The 18603-nt window shown below is 40.0% G+C and carries 15 protein-coding genes and 1 pseudogene; 2 read left to right on the top strand and 14 right to left on the bottom strand.

Annotated elements, in window-relative coordinates; translation table 11 throughout:
- Positions 1-132 precede the first annotated feature (132 nt).
- The 9 genes from NF418_RS09750 to NF418_RS09710 all read right to left on the bottom strand — a co-directional run bounded on the left by NF418_RS09750 (position 133) and on the right by NF418_RS09710 (position 7396).
- Complete coding sequence (locus tag NF418_RS09750; RefSeq protein WP_256779478.1) at positions 133-735, bottom strand: alpha/beta hydrolase; 603 nt, start codon at positions 733-735, stop codon at positions 133-135.
- Positions 736-747: 12 nt separating this feature from the next.
- Positions 748-1698: a VOC family protein gene (locus NF418_RS09745; protein ID WP_256779477.1), complete on the bottom strand. Its 951-nt coding sequence runs from the start codon at positions 1696-1698 to the stop codon at positions 748-750.
- A gap of 866 nt (positions 1699-2564) precedes the next feature.
- Positions 2565-3500, bottom strand: a complete 936-nt coding sequence (gene dapA, locus NF418_RS09740) for a 4-hydroxy-tetrahydrodipicolinate synthase (RefSeq protein WP_256779476.1) — start codon at positions 3498-3500, stop codon at positions 2565-2567.
- A gap of 8 nt (positions 3501-3508) precedes the next feature.
- A complete protein-coding gene (locus tag NF418_RS09735; RefSeq protein ID WP_105109197.1) occupies positions 3509-3877 on the bottom strand; it encodes an ACT domain-containing protein in 369 nt (122 codons plus the stop codon).
- Between the two features lie 86 nt (positions 3878-3963).
- Positions 3964-5040 carry an aspartate-semialdehyde dehydrogenase gene (locus tag NF418_RS09730; protein ID WP_024380745.1) on the bottom strand — a complete coding sequence of 359 codons (1077 nt, stop codon included), beginning with the start codon at positions 5038-5040 and terminating at the stop codon, positions 3964-3966.
- A gap of 289 nt (positions 5041-5329) precedes the next feature.
- Positions 5330-5617, bottom strand: coding sequence for a DUF1905 domain-containing protein (locus NF418_RS09725; protein ID WP_256779474.1), 288 nt, complete (start codon positions 5615-5617; stop codon positions 5330-5332).
- A gap of 8 nt (positions 5618-5625) precedes the next feature.
- Positions 5626-6279: a DNA alkylation repair protein gene (locus NF418_RS09720; protein ID WP_256779473.1), complete on the bottom strand. Its 654-nt coding sequence runs from the start codon at positions 6277-6279 to the stop codon at positions 5626-5628.
- Positions 6269-6778 carry a GNAT family N-acetyltransferase gene (locus NF418_RS09715; RefSeq protein ID WP_256779471.1) on the bottom strand — a complete coding sequence of 170 codons (510 nt, stop codon included), beginning with the start codon at positions 6776-6778 and terminating at the stop codon, positions 6269-6271. Before NF418_RS09715 ends, NF418_RS09720 begins: the two co-directional genes overlap by 11 nt.
- Complete coding sequence (locus NF418_RS09710; RefSeq protein WP_256779470.1) at positions 6779-7396, bottom strand: DUF5052 family protein; 618 nt, start codon at positions 7394-7396, stop codon at positions 6779-6781.
- Positions 7397-7917: 521 nt separating this feature from the next.
- On the opposite strand from NF418_RS09710, the gene NF418_RS09705 reads away from it, so the two are divergent.
- The gene (locus NF418_RS09705) at positions 7918-8694 is read left to right on the top strand and encodes a DUF6261 family protein (protein ID WP_105108008.1); all 777 of its coding nucleotides are present in this window, start codon (positions 7918-7920) and stop codon (positions 8692-8694) included.
- Between the two features lie 68 nt (positions 8695-8762).
- Here NF418_RS09705 and NF418_RS09700 read toward each other — a convergent pair whose 3' ends face one another.
- The 4 genes from NF418_RS09700 to NF418_RS09685 form a co-directional block, all read right to left on the bottom strand.
- Entirely contained in the window at positions 8763-10019 is a 1257-nt protein-coding gene (locus tag NF418_RS09700) for a restriction endonuclease subunit S (RefSeq protein ID WP_256779468.1), read from the bottom strand.
- Positions 10012-11628 (bottom strand): HsdM family class I SAM-dependent methyltransferase, encoded by a 1617-nt coding sequence (locus NF418_RS09695; RefSeq protein WP_256779467.1) that lies wholly within the window; start codon positions 11626-11628, stop codon positions 10012-10014. Before NF418_RS09695 ends, NF418_RS09700 begins: the two co-directional genes overlap by 8 nt.
- A gap of 4 nt (positions 11629-11632) precedes the next feature.
- Complete coding sequence (locus NF418_RS09690; RefSeq protein WP_256779466.1) at positions 11633-14680, bottom strand: type I restriction endonuclease; 3048 nt, start codon at positions 14678-14680, stop codon at positions 11633-11635.
- A gap of 193 nt (positions 14681-14873) precedes the next feature.
- Positions 14874-16199, bottom strand: coding sequence for an FAD-containing oxidoreductase (locus NF418_RS09685; protein WP_256779464.1), 1326 nt, complete (start codon positions 16197-16199; stop codon positions 14874-14876).
- A 181-nt stretch (positions 16200-16380) separates the two neighbouring features.
- Here NF418_RS09685 and NF418_RS09680 point away from each other — a divergent pair, with 181 nt between their 5' ends.
- The gene (locus tag NF418_RS09680) at positions 16381-17190 is read left to right on the top strand and encodes a PrsW family glutamic-type intramembrane protease (RefSeq protein WP_256779463.1); all 810 of its coding nucleotides are present in this window, start codon (positions 16381-16383) and stop codon (positions 17188-17190) included.
- A 76-nt stretch (positions 17191-17266) separates the two neighbouring features.
- On the opposite strand, the pseudogene NF418_RS09675 reads toward NF418_RS09680, so the two are convergent.
- Positions 17267-17743: pseudogene (locus NF418_RS09675) on the bottom strand (FAD-dependent oxidoreductase); the annotation flags it as partial.
- Between the last annotated feature and the right edge of the window lie 860 nt (positions 17744-18603).

The raw sequence follows: 18603 nt of genomic DNA, 5'->3' as shown, positions 1-18603 counted from the left end.
AAGTTCTTGATAGACTGACCACTTTGGCGTAGTTCATAGATTTCGATTTTGTCTTCATAGCTCAATTTCATAAAAATAGCACCCCAAATGTTAGATTTTTTCTGTCTAACTTTTGGGGTGCGGTTCATTTGTTCAGGTCTTTTTGTCTATTCTTTCTTGATACCAATTTCCCACGTAGGTCAATTCATCCTGACTTAAAAAATGGCCCTTGTCAAAACGAGCTAGGTTGGTTCTGGGAAAAGCTGACGCTTGCCAGTCATCTACAAGATGTTCAAGAGCGACTTGGTCGACGAGTTGGTCATTCTGCCCCAGTGTAAATAAAATCTCTGCTCTGCTATTTTCCATAGGAAAAGCATAACCTAAAGCTGAAGGGTGGAGCAAGATATAATTGTCCGCCAGGTTTGACTGTTTGGTCACCAAGCCCATGATGAAATTAGCACCGTTTGAAAAACCTACGAAAGTAATCTGACGATAATCTCGGATGTCCAAATCCTGCCAAAAATCCAAAAAAGCCGACAAGCGCCTCTCAAAATCGACATGGTCAAGCTGACCGTCAATCAACGGGGCAAAGAAACGCCTTTCCCTGCCTTGACCCCAATTTCCATCGAAGGAAAGGACAGAAGCTTCAGGGTCCAGCTGTTGGCGGAGAAAGAGCATGGATTCCTTGTTACCACCTGTGCCGTGGAAAAAGACCAAAAGACGGGGACTGGTCCCTTTGATGAAGCGATAATCCATATCTCATTTCTCCTAATAACGTTGGGAGAGATTTTTTTCGATTTCCTGTCTGTCCTCTTCAAAGAAACTTGGCAAAAATAGGTCTACCTGATCCAATTCTTCATTCTGAACTGGCATTTCCGCTTCGCGCTCACCAGCCATGGTTGCCACCTCAAACATAAGGTAATTTGGCGCTCGGAAGTACAAGGAATGCATGAAATCTCGATTGATAATTCCAGAATGTGGACGATTGATGAGATTTAAGCGGCTAATCAGGTCTTCCAAGTCGGACTCATCTAAGACACCAAATGCAATATGATGAATGGCCCCGACTCCCATCACACTGATTGGCGACTCTTGGTCAAGAATTAAATAAAGTCGATGTTGGAAGGTGTTGTCAAAGAGTAGCGAAATCACCATTTTATCTTCAAAGACAAATCGACTTTCCTCGACAAAACCAAAAGTCTCTGTCAACAAACCTAGTAAAGCCTTTTCTTCACGAATTCGCATATGAAGACTGGCGATGCCAAGAATAGCGTATTCTGACGGAATGTCATCCGCTTCATACGGAAACATTTCTCCGATAGCGTCATGATAGGTCAAGCCAAGCAACTGCCCATCTTCATCTTGGAAATTCAGAATATGCCCATTTCCAAAAGCCTGAATTCCTTCGTTTTCCACTTCAAACTCTGTCAGTCTTTTCTGCCAGAATTCCAAGGCAGCAAAATCTTTGACCAGAAAAACAGTTCGTTCCAAACGATTGCTGCCAGATCGATGACTAGGATGATTGGGCATATCAAAAATAGTAAATTCTGTTCCATAGCGCCCCTCTTCATCACCGAAAAAGAGATGATACATGCTTGAATCTTCTTGATTGACAGTTTTCAAGGTCAATTTCAAGCCAAGAATATGGTGATAAAAATGATAGGCTTGATAAATGTTTCCTACCAAGCTTGAAATATGATGAATACCAGTATTGTTCATAGCTTTACCTCGTTATTTAATATGAATGCATTTTATCACTAATTAGTTATAAAATCAAGAAGAATGAACAAAGAAAACACCTGAATGACTTCAAGTGCTTCTAGGAGATTATATGAAAAAGATGATTTTATTATAAAACTACTAGCTTAAATAAAGTTAAAAGAATAAAAATAATGAAGATACTCTAGACATGTTATAAGAATTTCCTTTTCAAATTCAACTCTCTAGATGACCAGCTGATATACTTCGCTTTTTGGTTTGCAGGCTCAGGTACGAATAGTCCACCGGACTATTCGTATCCCCCGAACAAGCCTCGCTTTCGAATTTTCTAGGCTCGGGTTAAAACAGTCACTTCCCTGACTGTTTTAATCCACTCCCTCAGACATTGCTCGCTCTCTTATTTCAAGGCTCGGGTTAAAACAGTCTATCCGTAGACTGTCCTCGCTTTCGAGTTTCTTGGCTCGGGTCTTCTATGGTCACTTTCGTATTTCTTGGTGACCAGCTGAAACAGTTCCCCGAACAAGCCTCGCTTTCGAATTTTCTAGGCTCGGGTTAAAACAGTCACTTCCCTGACTGTTTTAATCCACTCCCTCAGACATTGCTCGCTCTCTTATTTCAAGGCTCACGTTAAAACAGTCTATCCGTAGACTGTCCTCGCTTTCGAGTTTCTAGGCTCGGGTCTTCTATGGTCACTTTCGTATTTCTTGGTGACCAGCTGAAACAGTTCCCCGAACAAGCCTCACTTTCGAATTTTCTAGGCTCGGGTTAAAACAGTCACTTCCCTGACTGTTTTAATCCACTCCCTCAGACATTGCTCGCTCTCTTATTTCAAAGCTCACGTTAAAATAGTCACTCCCCTGACTATTTTAATAATCCGGTCTTACAACTCCTGTTACTGTGGCTTTGGTTGCTTCGTAGTCGCCGTCAACGACAACTTTGATAATGCGTTTTGCGTCTTCTTCTGGACAAGGTACCAATGGTAAGCGGAGTGGTCCAACTTCAAATCCCATGTAATTGAGAACTGCCTTGACTGGTGCAGGACTAGGATAGGAGAATAGAGCGTTTACTTTCGGAATAAACTTGCGTTGAATGGCAGCTGCTGTTCGGATGTCTTGCTGCTCAATAGCAGTAAACATCTCATACATTTCATCACCATTGGTATGGGAGGCAACTGAAATCACACCATCTGCTCCAAGGTTCATAGCATGGAAGGCATCGCCGTCCTCACCTGTATAAACCAAGAAATCCTCTGGCTTATTCTCAATCAAGTAGGCCATATTGGCAAGACTTGTACACTCTTTGACACCGATAATATTTGGATGTTCTGCCAAACGCAACATGGTTTCAGGCGTCATTTCAACGACAACACGACCTGGAATATTGTAGATAATAATTGGCAAATCAGAAGCATCTGCAATAGCCTTGAAGTGTTGGTACATACCTTCTTGAGAAGGCTTGTTGTAGTAAGGCACAATAGCAAGACCCGCCGCAAAACCACCAAAGGCCGCAACTTCCTTAGCAAACTCAATCGAGTCACGGGTATCATTAGTACCAATACCTGCAATCAAAGGGACACGACCGTTGACAATTTTTTGCACAGCACCAAATAGTTCCAGTTCTTCCGCGTGTGTAAGGGTTGGACTTTCGGCAGTTGTTCCTGCCAACAAAATCCCTTCCGTATGATGAGCCAACAAATGTTCGACCAATTCTGGCAACACATCATAGTTAATTGCACCATCTTCCTTAAAGGGTGTAATCATGGCTGTAATGATTTTTACATCACGTAAATCTTGAATAGACATAAAACCTCCTAATCAATAAATTCATATCCAGCTTTCTGAAGAACTTCAATAGCTGCTGGGAAATCATTAGCTTTAGTAAGTATGTAATCAGTATTGAAAGTAGATACTGCAAAGATACTGATTTTTGCTTCTGCTAATATTTGACTAATCTGTGAAAGGATACCTACTAATGAAAAGTCAAGTACCCCTACAACACGAAACGCTATCCAATCTTTGTCCTCTTCTATAACATTATCAGGAACCTCTTGACTCAGACAAACCAGTGAATTTTCTTCATCCGTTTTACCGATAAAAATATAAGAACTAGTCAAGTTAATCTTTGTATAATCTTCGAGTTTACAAACTGAAAAATTACCTTCAATAATTTTAAGTTTCATTTGTTTATATCTACTTTCTAAAATAGCAAGGATCTGGCTAATTGGTTAGACAAACTTGTAAATTGGATAAGAGGTAATAAATGATTTTATTTCAACTCAAATTTCAATTCTGCAGTTGGACGAACCAATCCACGTTCATGGAGAGTTTCTGCGATTTGAACTGAGTTCCATGCTGCACCCTTGAGCAAGTTATCTGAAACAACCCACATGTGAATACCGTTGTCCTTGTCCAAATCCTTACGGATACGACCAACAAAGGTATCACGGCTACCAACAGCATTAATGGCTTGCGGATAAACTTGGTTAGCCACATCGTCTTCCAAAACTGCACCTGGGAAGGCAGCAATGGCTGCTTTCACCTCATCAATTGGTGCGATTTCCTTGGTTTCGATGTAGACAGACTCAGAGTGAGCAGACAAGACTGGAATACGGACACATGTTGCAGAAACGGCAATGCTGTCATCTTCCATGATTTTCTTGGTTTCTTTTGTCATCTTCATCTCTTCATAAGTATAGTCATTTTCAGTGAAGAGATCGATTTGAGGAATAGCGTTAAAGCCAATTGGATAGTGCTTCTTATCACCACCAGAAGGAAGAATGTTGGCTTCTACTGCTTTTGGCTCTACTCCATCATTCAATACAGAGCGAAGCTGAGCTTGTGTTTCCAAAATAGCTCCCATACCAGCACCAGAAACCGCCTGATAAGTCGAAACGATAATCCGCTCCAAGCCCCATTTCTGACGGACAGGTTCCAAAGCAACCATCATCTGAATGGTTGAACAGTTAGGACAAGCAATGATACCATTGTGGGCATCTAATGCATGAGCATTTACCTCAGGAACAACCAACGGCACATCTGGATTTTGACGGAAATATGATGTGTTATCAACGACAACTGCACCAGCTTTCACAGCATAAGGAGCATATTTGGCAGATGTAGAGCCACCAGCTGAGAAGAGGGCAATATCCACTCCTTCAAAAGCTGTCTCTGTTGTTTCTTCGATGACAATGTCCTGTCCCTTGAACTGCAAGGTCTTACCTGCAGAACGAGCAGAAGCCAAGAAACGTACTTTCTCGATTGGAAGAGTTGATTCTTCCAACATTTTAATCATTTGGGCACCAACTGCACCAGTCGCACCAACAACAGCTACTACATAAGCCATAAAAAATCTCCTTTAGATCAATTCTTCAAAATTTTCTAAAAATTTGTTATTTCATAATTATACCATAATTTTATTAAATGAAAAGTATGGAATTCAAAAAAAAAGCCCAACCAAATGGTGGGCAAGGGCATCGTTTCCGATGAGGTTAGAAGGTTCACAGCATCTAACCAAGGTCCGCTCCTGCGTTTCAATCTAATGAAGACCTCCCTAGCGTCGAATGTGACAAAGTCACTACTCGGCTCATCGCATAAATCTATTCTACCATAATCTCAAGGATTTGCAAGCCTGATTACTCCATTCGTTCTTGAATGGTTACTTGTACTCTATCACCAGCCTGTTTTCCAATAGCTGCTCGAATAGCCTTTTGAACGCCAATAATGTAACAGATATTGCCTGCTTCATCCTTAACTCCCATATTGACAATGGAGCCATCATAGGGATGACCATCAAATCTGGCATGCACTTTTACTCTACCTTTTCCAAATTCTTCTCGGACATCATAGGGAAATATGACATAGGCTCCGCCCTTATCTGGAACAGGGTGGATAGTTGCTACAAATTCATATACTTTAGACAAGATTCCTCCTAAATGTACTTACTAGCTTCACGAATGGATAAGCCTGCCATTTGGGAACTGTACTTTTTTAGAAAAGCCCGTACCCAGTCAGGATTGGTCTTGGAATAATCTCGCAAGCTCCAGCCAATCGCCTTGTTAATGAAAAATTCAGTCTGATTGAGATTGTTGACCAAAATCTTCTCAAGAAGTTCTGTATCAGTCTTTTCTTTTTGCAGGAGTTGGTGGTCAATGGCAATTCTCCTCAACCAGAAATCATCATCAAGGCTCCATTCCAAAATGGTCTGCTTGGCCACTGGATTGTCCAAAACAATCTTACCGACTAGTTTATCTAATCCATCAATACTATCCCACCAAGACTTACTTTGAGCCAGTTTTTTCAAACGGGGTAAATCAGCTAGAACCAAGTCTTTTTTCTTGGTAACCAGATAATCAATGGCGATATATTGAAACTCACGGTAGGGCTTAGACCAGCAAGCCTCTACAAATTCCCAGTCAATTCCCTGAGCCTTAGATTCTTTGAAAAATTGCCTAGCAACTTTTCGGCGATCAGGTGTCCGAACACCTAGAAAGTCAAAGTGATTCTTCATATAGGCTTTCATGGGTTGAGCTTGACTGGCATCCGCCACAGCTAACAGACGTTTTTCTAATTCGTCAATCTTCATTTTGCTTACCTACAAGAGATTTTTGAAGCCAGACAATATCGTGCCAGGTATCAAATTTATAACCAACGTTTTTGAAATGTGCTACCTGTTCATACCCTCTCTTCTCATGGAGAGCAAGCGAGGCTGGATTAGGAAGAGCAATGCAGGCTAAAAAGTTTTTAAAGCCATGCGCCGTCAATTCTTCTTCCAAGGCATCATACAAGAGACTTCCGATTCCTTTTCCACGTGCCTTTCTACTGACATAAACAGACAACTCAACTGTCCAATCGTAAGCAGCACGGGCATAGTAGGTCGATGCATACGCATATCCCACAACCCGACCTTCTTCTTCTGCGACAAGATAGGGAAATTTCTCCAAGGTCTTTTTTATCCGACTAACAAAGTCTGCCACAGTCGGCACTTCTGTCTCAAAAGTAATGGCTGTAGTTTCAACATAAGGAGCGTAGATAGCCACCAAATCTGCAGCATCCTCTATCTGTGCTGACCGAATGTTTATCATCTAGTTCTCCAACAATTCTCTGTCATAAATAGTATAGTCACAACGGTAGATAATCAAACGCTTACCATCAATCAAGAGCTCAGATGTTTTTGGCGCATCAGAAGCATAAAGGGATACCTTATCACCAACATAGGTCGCTAATGGTGTTCCATTTTGCGAACGAATCAAAACCACCTTTGCCTTACCTGTAAAATCATTTTTGAGACTAGATACCATACGGTTAACAAGCGGAATTGCACGATCGTAATTTGCAATATCTACTGTGGTCTGATACTTCGCATACAAGTCTTCCAAACCTTCTTCTGCTGCAATCAAAGATGAGCCTACGTGGTCAATTTCATAATTACCTAGTGTCACCTTCAAAACAGACGAATCCGCATTAGAATAGCCTTCGGCATCCACTGAGTCGAATTCTTCATTCCGCGAAATCGATAAGGACTTACCAGACATTTCATCTATTAACTGAGAATTCTCATCAAATGTCCGAACTGTCATTTCCAAGCCAATCCATTCTTCCTTGGTATTTTTCCACCAATTTGAAATCGACTGACAGGCTGACAAAGTAAACAAGCTTGCTACAAGTACAGCACTGAGTGCTATTTTTTTATTCCATTTCATATAAAACCTCCAATGGTTGATACCTTATTGTACCATGAAAAACAGTGATGTCATAATTGAGAACCGTTTTCAAACACAGCTTACTCTTTCTCGCTCAATAATTCGATCACTCAAAATGAGCGAATTATTGAGCGAATTATCTTCTAATGTTTCTGATTATTTCATTTCAAAGTAAGACTTCCAAATTATCTTTCCTTATCTTACCAGCAAATAGCTAAACCAAAAAAGTGCAAAACATTATCATTCACAACAAATTGAAATCATGTCATTTCAATTTGAAAACAAGCCAAACCAATCATTTCATTGCAAAAACAATTTTTAAATAAGCAAAACAAACTGAATTGCTATATTTAAACATTTATATCATTGCTTTTCAATCTAGTTTTCTAAAAATAAAAATTTATTATGGGTAAACTTTATATTTTGACAAATTTTTTTAAAATTTTCCATAAATTCAATTTTTCTTCAGTTTATTTACGAATAAATAGATGACCGAAAAAAAAAGATAGTGAGGTACACAAATGAAAATCCGAATTCCATTATATGCACAACATCTGAATCAAGCAGAATTTACACAACTCATCACCAGTAGTGTTGATACCTTGAAACAATATAGTTCAGCCACCAGCGACCCCATGGTAACGGACTTAATCAAACAGCTTGAAGAATCCTTACCCTTACTGAAAAAAAGTCTCAAACAAAAACGTGGCTCAGACATGACTAGTGACTTAAACAAGGCTCTAAAGAATCGAAAGGCTGACTACTCTGCCTTCGTCAACGGACTCAAACTCTTTAAAAATACTCGGACGCCAGAGAAATTGCAAGCCTATAACCGACTACAAGAACTCATCAAACTATACAAAAATACAAGGTCTACCAATATGCAAGAATCATCTGCTTTAATTGATTCTTTGCTGGCCCGACTGGCGAAGCCACCCTACTCAGAAGATATTAGCCTACTGATGTTAGATGAAGCTGTTGCCAATCTCCGTGAAAGCCATGAAAGCACCTATCGTCTCTATCTGAAAAGAAGTCAGGACACCAGCACTCGCGAAAAGATAAACAGCTTGGAAGTCCGTAAAACAGCCTTCAATCTGTACACCCTACTTTATAGTCACTTGGTTAATAAAATAAGCTATGACCCAACGGCACCAGAGAAAATTATCCTGCAAGTCTTAAATGACATTCGTCAAGATTTTTCAGAAAGAACGCGACAGAAAAATCAAACAGGAACAAGTACTGCTTCCATAAATATTGTGACAAGTCTACCACAAGGAAAAGAAATGGAGACAATATAGAAAATATCCCCCTAGTCGAAATGATTAGGGGGAGTTTTTTCAATGTTAGCTAGTCACTTGAATACTGACTATTCAACTTTAACTTGCCCATTCATCAGCATTGGCAAGAGCCAATCACGGAGTTGGGTCAGTTCTTGGTTTTGTTTTAATTTATTTTCAATCATATCTAAAAGACTGCTAACTTGATTTGAAAACTTTTTCTGAATTTCTTCGTTCGGAATAGCAATACGAATATCTGAAAGTGTAGTTTGAGAAATGTTTTTCATTATCGTTCCAGCTGATTGATTCGACATTAACAATTCAATATTCTTCAGATGATAGAACACATAATAAAATAGATTCATGTTGGATACAGTTGCACCTATAATAAAACCTGAGTATATTGTATTTGGTTGAATGTCAGAGACTATCCTAGTCGCCCCAGGGATTCCACTGCGCGTTATCAGAATTGTTCTATCATCAACAAGATAGCTTTCAATACGTTTTCTATCTAAAGTAATCGAGTCCAAATCATAAGTAGTAACAAAAGTACTAGAATTTGAAATGTTTCGTACGTTTATAATTTTTGAAAGTGTGTCCCCTGTCTCAGATTTTTCATAGTTGATTCCATTTCGAAATTCGCATTTCTCCCCCAATCGCTCCACTCCCCACCCTTCTGGGATTTCACGTTTGAGTTGGTCATTATAGACCATTTTACCACCAGAGGACTTGTAGGGCTTTCCATTTTCATCAGGGAAATCAAACTGCACAAACCAATAATCATAAAGGGTCTTTGCCATCGCCTCCAACTCTTCGTTTATTTGGTTATTAATTAAGATTTTTTTATCAATAGTTGACAATAAGTTGACAATTCTATCTTGATAATCTTTGTTGGGAACCTTTAATTTTAATTTTGTTAAGTAGTCGATATTAATATTATCTTGGATACTACCACTAGATGTCTTCTGAATTTCTTTTTTTATTAATTCAAAAACATAATAAACAAAGAGCTCACTTGATTCATTTTTATGTGCATTAAAACCAACAACACTATCAGGAAAACACATCGGGTAAGAAAGAATCGCCGTCTCAGCAATATTTGCTGCTATTGTAATACAAAGAGTTCCTTGCTCCCATAGCTTACTTTGTGACAAACCAAATTCGTTATAATAATCACTATTCTTTGTTACATAAAGATTTGCATTTTTAATATCTCCTGTCTGGATTAGCGGATAGGTTCCATTAGTAAATAATTTTTTATCATTTCTTGGACGATGCTTAGATTTTCCCCTTGAAAATCTTCCCAGTTCAGACAAACTCTTTATTTGCCAACTTACATCACTCATACCTCACCCTCCTCAGCTGCTCCGAAATTTCCTTTTCCAATTCATGCGATTGGGCAAAGAGGTTAGCTAAGCGGTCTTGGTAGCCCTGCATTTTTTCTTCAAATTCTTCTGGACTAATATCAACGTAGTCAATCTTGATGTCAAAGTACTGACCTGCACTGAGGGAGTAGTTCTTATCCTTAATCTCCTCATAGCTAACCTTGACAGAGAAGTCTTCGACAACTTCTTTCTGGATAAAGGTTTGGATGATTTGGTTCTCTTCATCAGGGCTAAGGACTGTCTTTTGGTTCTTGCCTTCCTTGACCTTAGTGCCAAGATTAGAAGCATCAATCAAGACCACATCGTCCTTATTTTTCTTATCAATAAAGAGAATGGACACGTTGGTACCTGTGGTCGCAAAGATATTAGACGGCATGGACACAACGCCTGCCAACATCTTCTCATCGACCAGGTACTGACGGATTTTCTTGTCAATACCAGACTGGGCAGTGATAAATCCTGTCGGCAAGACAATAGCTGCCTGCCCGTCTTCCTTCAAACTATGGATAATATGCTGGATAAAGAGTTGGTAGATAGCCATACTCTCTTTTTTCTTGTTGGGAATCTTTGGCACACCAGCAAAAAATCGCTCACTGCTATTTGGCAGGCTTTCTACCTGATCTCGCCACTCAGAAAAATCAAGTTTGAAAGGAGGATTGGATACGATATAGTCCATCTTCTCCACATGGCGATTGTTGAGAATAGTATTTCCCTGTACAATATTGTGAATGGAATGCTGCAAGCCATTGAGAATCAAGTTGAGTCGCAAGAGATTGGAGGATTTTTGAGAAATGTCCTGACTGTATACGCTGGTACGGTCGGTTCCAATCTGACTGGCCAGGTTCATCAAGAGAGTCCCCGAACCAGCAGAAGGATCGTAAATTTTGACGTTACTTGGTTGGTCATTTCCCACCAAAATAGCCGCAATGATTTTGGCAACAGAGTGAGGTGTGTAGTATTCCGCATACTTTCCACCACCGTCTTTGTTATAGTCCTTAATCATGTACTCAAACAAGGTGGAGAAAAAGTCAAAGCCCTGTGAAAAAATCTGCTGGTCAAACTTAACACGCGCCAAGAGATTGATAATAGAAGCTGCCACTTCATTTCGCTTGCTGGCATCAGAAATGGTATCCGTAATCAAGCGTTGATCAAAGAGGCGAATATCCGTTCCACCGTCCGTATGGACAGAGAAAATAGCATTGTTGTCAATGGCGATCTGATTAAGCGTTTGTTCAAAAATCTCAGCAAAATCTGCTTGGTTCTGTTGACGGTGTAGGCTTTCAATCAGCTGTTCTGGTCTTAAATGAGCCGTCTTTGTGCCAATATCATCTAAGAACCAGTCATAATCCTCTTCAGAAAGGTCCAAAAGACCTTGATAGTCATAATTATTGTCAACGACTAAGGCTTCGTAGAGAAACTTATCATTTAAAAACTTATATAGGAAGGACTGGGTCAGAAGTTTGTACTCCCCTGCCTCTCCTCCCAGTCCTGCATGTGTAAAGACTGCTTTTAGGTCATCCACCAAGTCTTGGACTTGACTCTGGACCTGTACGATGTAATGTTCTTCCATTTGGTTAGTATTCTCCTTCATAGACTTCCATTAGGGAACGAATCAACTTATCATAGTCGACTCGTTTGAGTTTCTTCCCTACTTCTGTTTTATTCATTTCTTCACGAGCCAGTTGCCTGATCTGCGCTGCCAAATAGGCTTCGTTTTCCAGAATGCCTTGATTAAGGCCGATTTGATAGTCAATCAAAGGTTTGGCACCTTTTAGCACCTGATAAATAGCTGGGAAGTCACTGACAACTGTTGATTGGGTAATGTGCTTAAAGGCACGGGCAGACATGGTATCACCACCAAAGTTCATGGCCAAGCGATTCATCCGTGATTTGTAATCCTCTACAGAGTCAAACAAGCTTTGGTAGGCCTGTTTGGTCTCCTTGATACGTTCCAAGCTGTATCCTTCAACTTCCTGTGTCATGTGTTTGTTTAGAACGCGTTGGAACTCTTCAAATAGGCTAACCCACTCTGGATCTTTCTCGTCCCTACGTAGATGGATGCCACTGGCCACACGACGACGGATGTCATCTAGATCATTGGCCGCAAGGCGCAACTCCTCTTCTTTGATCTTTGTAAAGCTAAAGCTAGTTTCAGACATGGCAAGATTTAAGAGTTGTTGGCTGGAAAAACTATCTGGTTTATCAATCAAACTCAAGGTCAATAGTCGGCGAGATAACATATTTAATAGGCTGGCTATTTCTCCCATATTGACCTGCTCGATGACTTCGTGATAGCCATGGAGGCGCGCCATGTTGTAGTACTGCCGAATGGTCTCAAGCGACTTCCTCAGTTGGATTAATTCCTTCCTATCCTTCACTTGGTCAATTGCTTTTTCAAAATATTCCAAGTTATCTGTTGGATAATTCATCAAAACCCCTTGCGATTTTTCTAACTGGTCTTTGACTTCTTCTGGTGTGACAAATATAGCTCCAAACGGATTTTCTCCATCCTCATCAGTTAAAGCTGATTGGTATTCGCGATTGAGTTCTTCCAAGTAGGCTCTATTGGTCTTGTCGAATTCTTTAGAAATATCCGCAAAATCGATGACATAGCCAAATGTATAGTCCTTGTATGGACGATTGACACGGGTCAGGGTCTGCAAGAGGTTATGAGCCTTGATTTTCCGTCCAAGATAGAGTCGTTTCAAACGTGGCGCATCAAAACCTGTCAAGAGCATAGAATAGACGATAACAAAGTCAGTTTGACCTTTCTTAAACTTTTCTACTTCTTCTTTCTTGTAATCCTTATCTCCTGCATCATGTAAAATCAAGGTAGAGGTGAAACTCGTATGACCTGCTAGTCGCCGTTCTTCTAATTGCTTGTGCAATTCCCGAGCTTGTTCGGAAGAATCACAGACAATCATTCCTCCAATGGATTGATCATCAAACAGTATATTTCGCGCTCTTGTAAAATCTTCTAAAATGAAATCCAACATAGGACTGACATAACGAGGATGAGCAAAAATTTCTTTTTTATCAATCGAACCTTTTTGAATCTCTTCATGTATGGCTTTCAGGTTCTCTTTATAGGATGTTTCGATATCCTCACGCATTAGTCTCAGCGTAAAACCATCCGCAATGGATTGATTATAGTAGTATTTGTGGATATAGTCTCCAAAAATATCACGAGTGGTTATAGCCGTTTCCTTGGATTTACCATCTGCTTTCGGAGCAATCAATGGAGTACCTGTCAGCGCAATCTTGATAGCTTGCTTATCAGCATTATACAGATTTGGTAGATAGGACCCTTTTTCGTTGTAGGAACGATGGGCTTCATCGATAAAATAGATATTCTGCCGATTTAAGTTATAACCAGAATGGTCCGTCAAGTCGGATGTATCCTTAAATTTTTGAATATTAACCACCGAAACATGACACTTGGCTGGTACTTGATTTAACTCACTGGGCTTGTTTATTCGATTAACTGTTAGGCCACGCTTGCTAAATTCTTTAAAAGCCTGATCAGCCAAATCCAACCGATCTACCACAAAATAAAAACTTGGTACCATACCCTTATCAGCATAATAGTCACGCAAATAGCGGATATTGAAGAAAGCAAGAGCTGTTTTACCGGAGCCTTGTGTGTGCCAAATGACACCTTTCTTCAAACCATTTTTCAAGCCTCTTTCAATTGCCTTGGTCGCAAAATATTGAGGATAACGCATGGCGTGTTTTTGTAGTTGAATCTGGTCATGCTCATCTCGTTCTTCCACATAGACTAGACCATAGCGGAGCATGAAAAAGAGCCGTTCTTTCTGATAAAGGGAAGTTAAAAAGGAATTGCAAGGACTTGCAGGATCCAAGTTGGTTCGGAATTCAACTTGCGACTTGAGGGCAAAACGATTAACATCTGTAAGAACCAAATCAATCATTTCTTCTTCCAATGGAGATAGAACTAATTGCTCTGGTTCTTCTTCCTTGAATGAGTTAAATTTGGTACCAGATGAAGCATTGGTGCAGTAATAAGAACCTTGCAACTGTTGTCCTTGGCTATCATCATAGGGAAGATTGTCTGAAAAAGCAATCAACTGTGTGATATTGTTAAACCGTCTGAACTTTTTATTTTCAAATCGAAACTTGGTCCGATCCTTTTCAGACTGTATACCTGTCTTCCCATCTCGAATGGCATTTGGTTGTTTGACTTCTATATAACTAAGTGGCAAACCATTTATAAATATCGTAATATCTGGCCGGAACTCGTCCTCACCATTTTGACAAGTGACTTCCAAAGCTATATGAAATGTATTTGCCTCAAGATTCTTCCAATTGATATAGGTATAGCCAGAATCAGCATGAATACGTTTGAAGAAACTTCGTCCTAAATCATCTTGTTCTAATTCCAGGCGAATATTTTCAAATTCTTGTTCAAAATCAGCTTCACTTGCATAATTGTTCAATTTAAGGAACTGTTGTTTAAAAATGGATAGTAAGATATTTGTATCCGAATCCCGTTCTTTAACTTCTTTACTAGTAGCCGAAAGATAGTCATAACCGAGTCTGGTCAAATGTAAAGCAGCAGGTATTTGTACCCTCGTAAACTCATTGTGTTCCTTTCTTATCATACATGCTCTCCTAGTCTATTCTTACCATTTATTATACCATATTTGCAAGTGCTTACCGACAAAAAAACCGCCCTATCGGACGGTCACGGTTCATCAAAGAAAAATGGTCACTCGATGAAAATTGACACTAGTCTAGGAAACGAAGCCGCAGATTATACTTGAGTATATCAAGGCAAGTTGACGCCGAATAGTGTTAATTTTCGATGAGTGAAAATACATCATTCAAATTCTCAGCCATAGTCGGATGAGTGAAAATCTGTGTTTTGAAGTAGGTATAAGGAATATTATTGTCAATGGCCATAGCAATCAAGTTAATCAACTCCTCAGAATTACGACCAAAGAGAGTCGCACCCAGAACAAGCTTACTTTCCTTATCCACGATAACCTTGAAAATGCCTTTGAGGTCATTGTTGACATGGGCACGTGGCATATTGGCAACAGGCAATTCATTGGCAATGTAGTCGTAACCCGCTTCTTTGGCTTCCTTCTCGGTCAGACCGACACGAGAAAGTACAGGCGTAATAAAGACACTTGTCGGAACAGACTTACGTTGGCTCAAGCTGTAAGTTCCAGTTCCAGTCAATTTACCGAAGACGATACGGAAGTCGTCTAGGGATGTGTAAGTGAATTGTGGACCGCCATTGACATCACCAACTGCATAGACACCTGGAACAGTGGTTTCACAGTAGTCATCCACCTTAACAGCACCATTTTCCAAAACCTCAATCGCCGTATGTTCCAAGCCCAAGTCAGCAGTGTTCGGCACCCGACCTGTCGCATAGAGGACAGCATCGAAAATTGCTGTTTCGCCATTAACCGTCACGGCAACTTGCTCGCCCGCAGCTGCTACTTGCTCAATTTTAGCACCCAAGGCGAAGGTCACGCCAGCTTCTTCCATATACTCCTTGGCTAACTTAGCAACCACTTCCTCTTCTCTTGGTAAAATAGCAGAGCTGGCTTCATATACCGTCACCTGGCTGCCGAGTTTGCTATAAAGACCAGCAAATTCCAGTCCAATGTTACCACCGCCGATAATGGCCAACTTGTCAGGACGAACCTCCAAATTCTGAATGCCAGTACTGTCATAAACGTGTGGCGTATCCAGCAAGCCTGGAATTGGAAGTACGCGCGATTTAGCACCTGTATTGATGACAATAGTTTCCGCAGTCAGTTGGATAGACTCTTCACCTGCCGACACTTCCACAACCTTGTCAGCTACAAAACGTGCGTGACCTTGATAAAGATTGGCACCGCTGCCTTTCAAGACCGCTTCATTTTTGTTCCGCAGACGAGTGGTGACTGTTTCTTTTTGCTCCATGACCTGTTCAAAAGTCCAGTTTTTATCTGCTGCTACCAAGAGAGTCTTGGTTGGAATACAGCCGATATTGATACAGGTGCCGCCAAACATAGCAGGATTTTCCTCAACCAAGGCTACCTTTTTGCCAGCTGCTGACAGTTTACCAGCCAAGGTCTTTCCAGCCTTACCAAAACCGATAACTAACAAATCAAATTGTTTCATAAAATACTCCTTTTATTTTTTCAACATTAGTCTATCAAAAAAGAAAATTTTTGGCACAATTCTGCTACGGCAGTAAAATTTTGCGGCATTTTGGCAAAAAACAGATAAAAATTAGACAAGATGGCATAATTTTTGCTACAATGTATCCATACACTAATTCGTTAATACAAAGGAGTTTTCAATGCGAAACATATTACACTATTGTAAAACCTATTTCCCCATTCTTTTAGCCAGCTTTGGGTTTGTAAAAGGTTGTCAAATTATCTTTGAAGAATTGGGCAAACCAAATGGCATGGAAGCCAAGTATCCCTTGTTTTTACTAACTATCTCTATTGCTGCCCTTTATATCATTCCCCTGGTCTATTTGATCCGCTACTTGGAAAACCGCTATGCTATTTCCAAAAAAGTCAGTCATTTAAGTTGGATTTTGGGCCTGACTGCCGGAGTAGCTTTTTCAGACTATGGACACACAGCTATTGGCTACTTTTTGCTGGAGATTGTAAAGGTCAGCGATGATTTTCGTTATGACTGGGGGGCTGCTGTTTCTGCCCCGTTTGCAGAAGAGTTTGGCAAGGCTCTGGTTGTTGTCTTAGTTTTACTAATTGCAAGAAAAATGACTCTCAAACATGCCTTGGTCAGTGGTATCATAGCTGGTCTTAGTTTCCAAATCATTGAAGATATCATCTTCACCTTCCGTGATATGTTTATTGGTAAACTAGATGGGTTTGAGACCATTATCGGTCGTGTTGGACAGGCTGGTTGGACTCACTGGGTATTTACCATGCTCTTTGCTATTGGTATGGTGGCACTTTTTGCCAAACAAAAAGCCATGGCAACAGTTCAAGGTCTATTTTGGATTGCGGCAAGTATCGGTCTGCACTTCTTCTTTAACTCACCATTGCATACAGGTATTTTGACAACCCTGCTTCCGATGGCTAGTGTCTTGTTGGGACTTCTTGCCTATCGAACAGTTGATCAGTTAACAGAGTAACAGAAAAAATCCGCCCAAACGAGCGGATTTTTTTCTATTCATCAGATTAGAACAAAACAACGCCGTCAATTGCCTACTTGCCAGGACGAACCTCCAGGTTCTGAATGCCTGTACTGTCATAGACGTTAGGCGGATCCAACAAACCTGGAATCGGAAGAATACGTGACTTGGCACCTGTGTTAATGATAATGGTTGCCGCAGTTAACTGGAGGCTTTCTTCTCCAGCAACTACCTCCACAACCTTGTCAGTCACAAAGCGTGCGTGTCCTTGATAAAGATTGTCACCACTACCTTTCAAGACCGCTTCATTTTTATTCCGCAAGCGAGTAGTCACAGTTTCCTTTTGCTCCATGACCTGCTCAAAGGTCCAGTTTTTATCCGCTGCTACCAAGAGGTTTGTGGTTGGAATACAACCGATATTGATACAGGTTCTACCAAACATAGCAGGATTTTCCTCAACCAAGGCAACCTACTTCCCAGCTGCTGACAGCTTACCTGCCAAGGTCTTACCAGCCTTTCCAAAACCGATAACTAACAAATCAAATTGTTCCATAAGATACTCCTTTTGTTTTTTCAACCCTAGTCTATCAATAAAGAATATTTTTGATACAATTCTGCTACGTTTTACCATTGAGTTTGTGACTCATAGTGTTCATTACAATAAACCAATATATACCATAAAATAAAAGCTAACTAATAATTTTGTTAGAAACACACTTCCGAATTGAATACAGGTATAGATTTTATTATATCGTTTTAATCAGTATCGATTTTTTTGAAGTTGTTAACTTTTTGATAATTGTAGCAATAAAGGATAAGTTTTCTTTTCATTAAATACAATTCCTAATTACAAAAAAATATATTCTACCAATCTTTGAAAATATTAGTAAAAGTTATTGACTGGATTTGACAAGTAACATACTGCAAAATCACTTTTCTGACTAATGACTCGAATCAATGTTGGAAGCTAAAATTTGCTTCGCAAATCCTATCTACCACCTTTAATCTCGCATTCCAATTTTGAGGCTCAAGTTGAAACAGATTCCCAAACTATTTCACTCTATCGGTCTATTTTGACGCAAACTCCGTTTGTATTATTCCCTACCTCAAACAGTCTCCCTGACTGTTTGATCAATCACCTACTGCACTGATATATACACGAACTCTGCGAAGTGGATTATAACATAATGCCAGCCTCATAATTTATCGAAATGAACTGTGTTTGCCAATTTCCAACCTACATTGTTACCAGGAACCATTGAAAGCACATTGATTATTGATAATATCGGCTCTTTGTCAACTGTAGTGGGTAGATGAAAAGCTAACACCTAGAGAGGACGAAGTTCGTTCTCTCTTTCTTTATGTTCAAAGCAATCAAAATACGTTTTTTAAAATTTTCAAAGTTCCTGAAAC

Source organism: Streptococcus suis (assembly GCF_024509555.1).
GTDB lineage: Bacteria > Bacillota > Bacilli > Lactobacillales > Streptococcaceae > Streptococcus > Streptococcus suis_AD.
The sequence above is the reverse complement of the archived record's forward strand: the minus strand, read 5'-3'. Positions and strand labels throughout refer to the sequence as shown.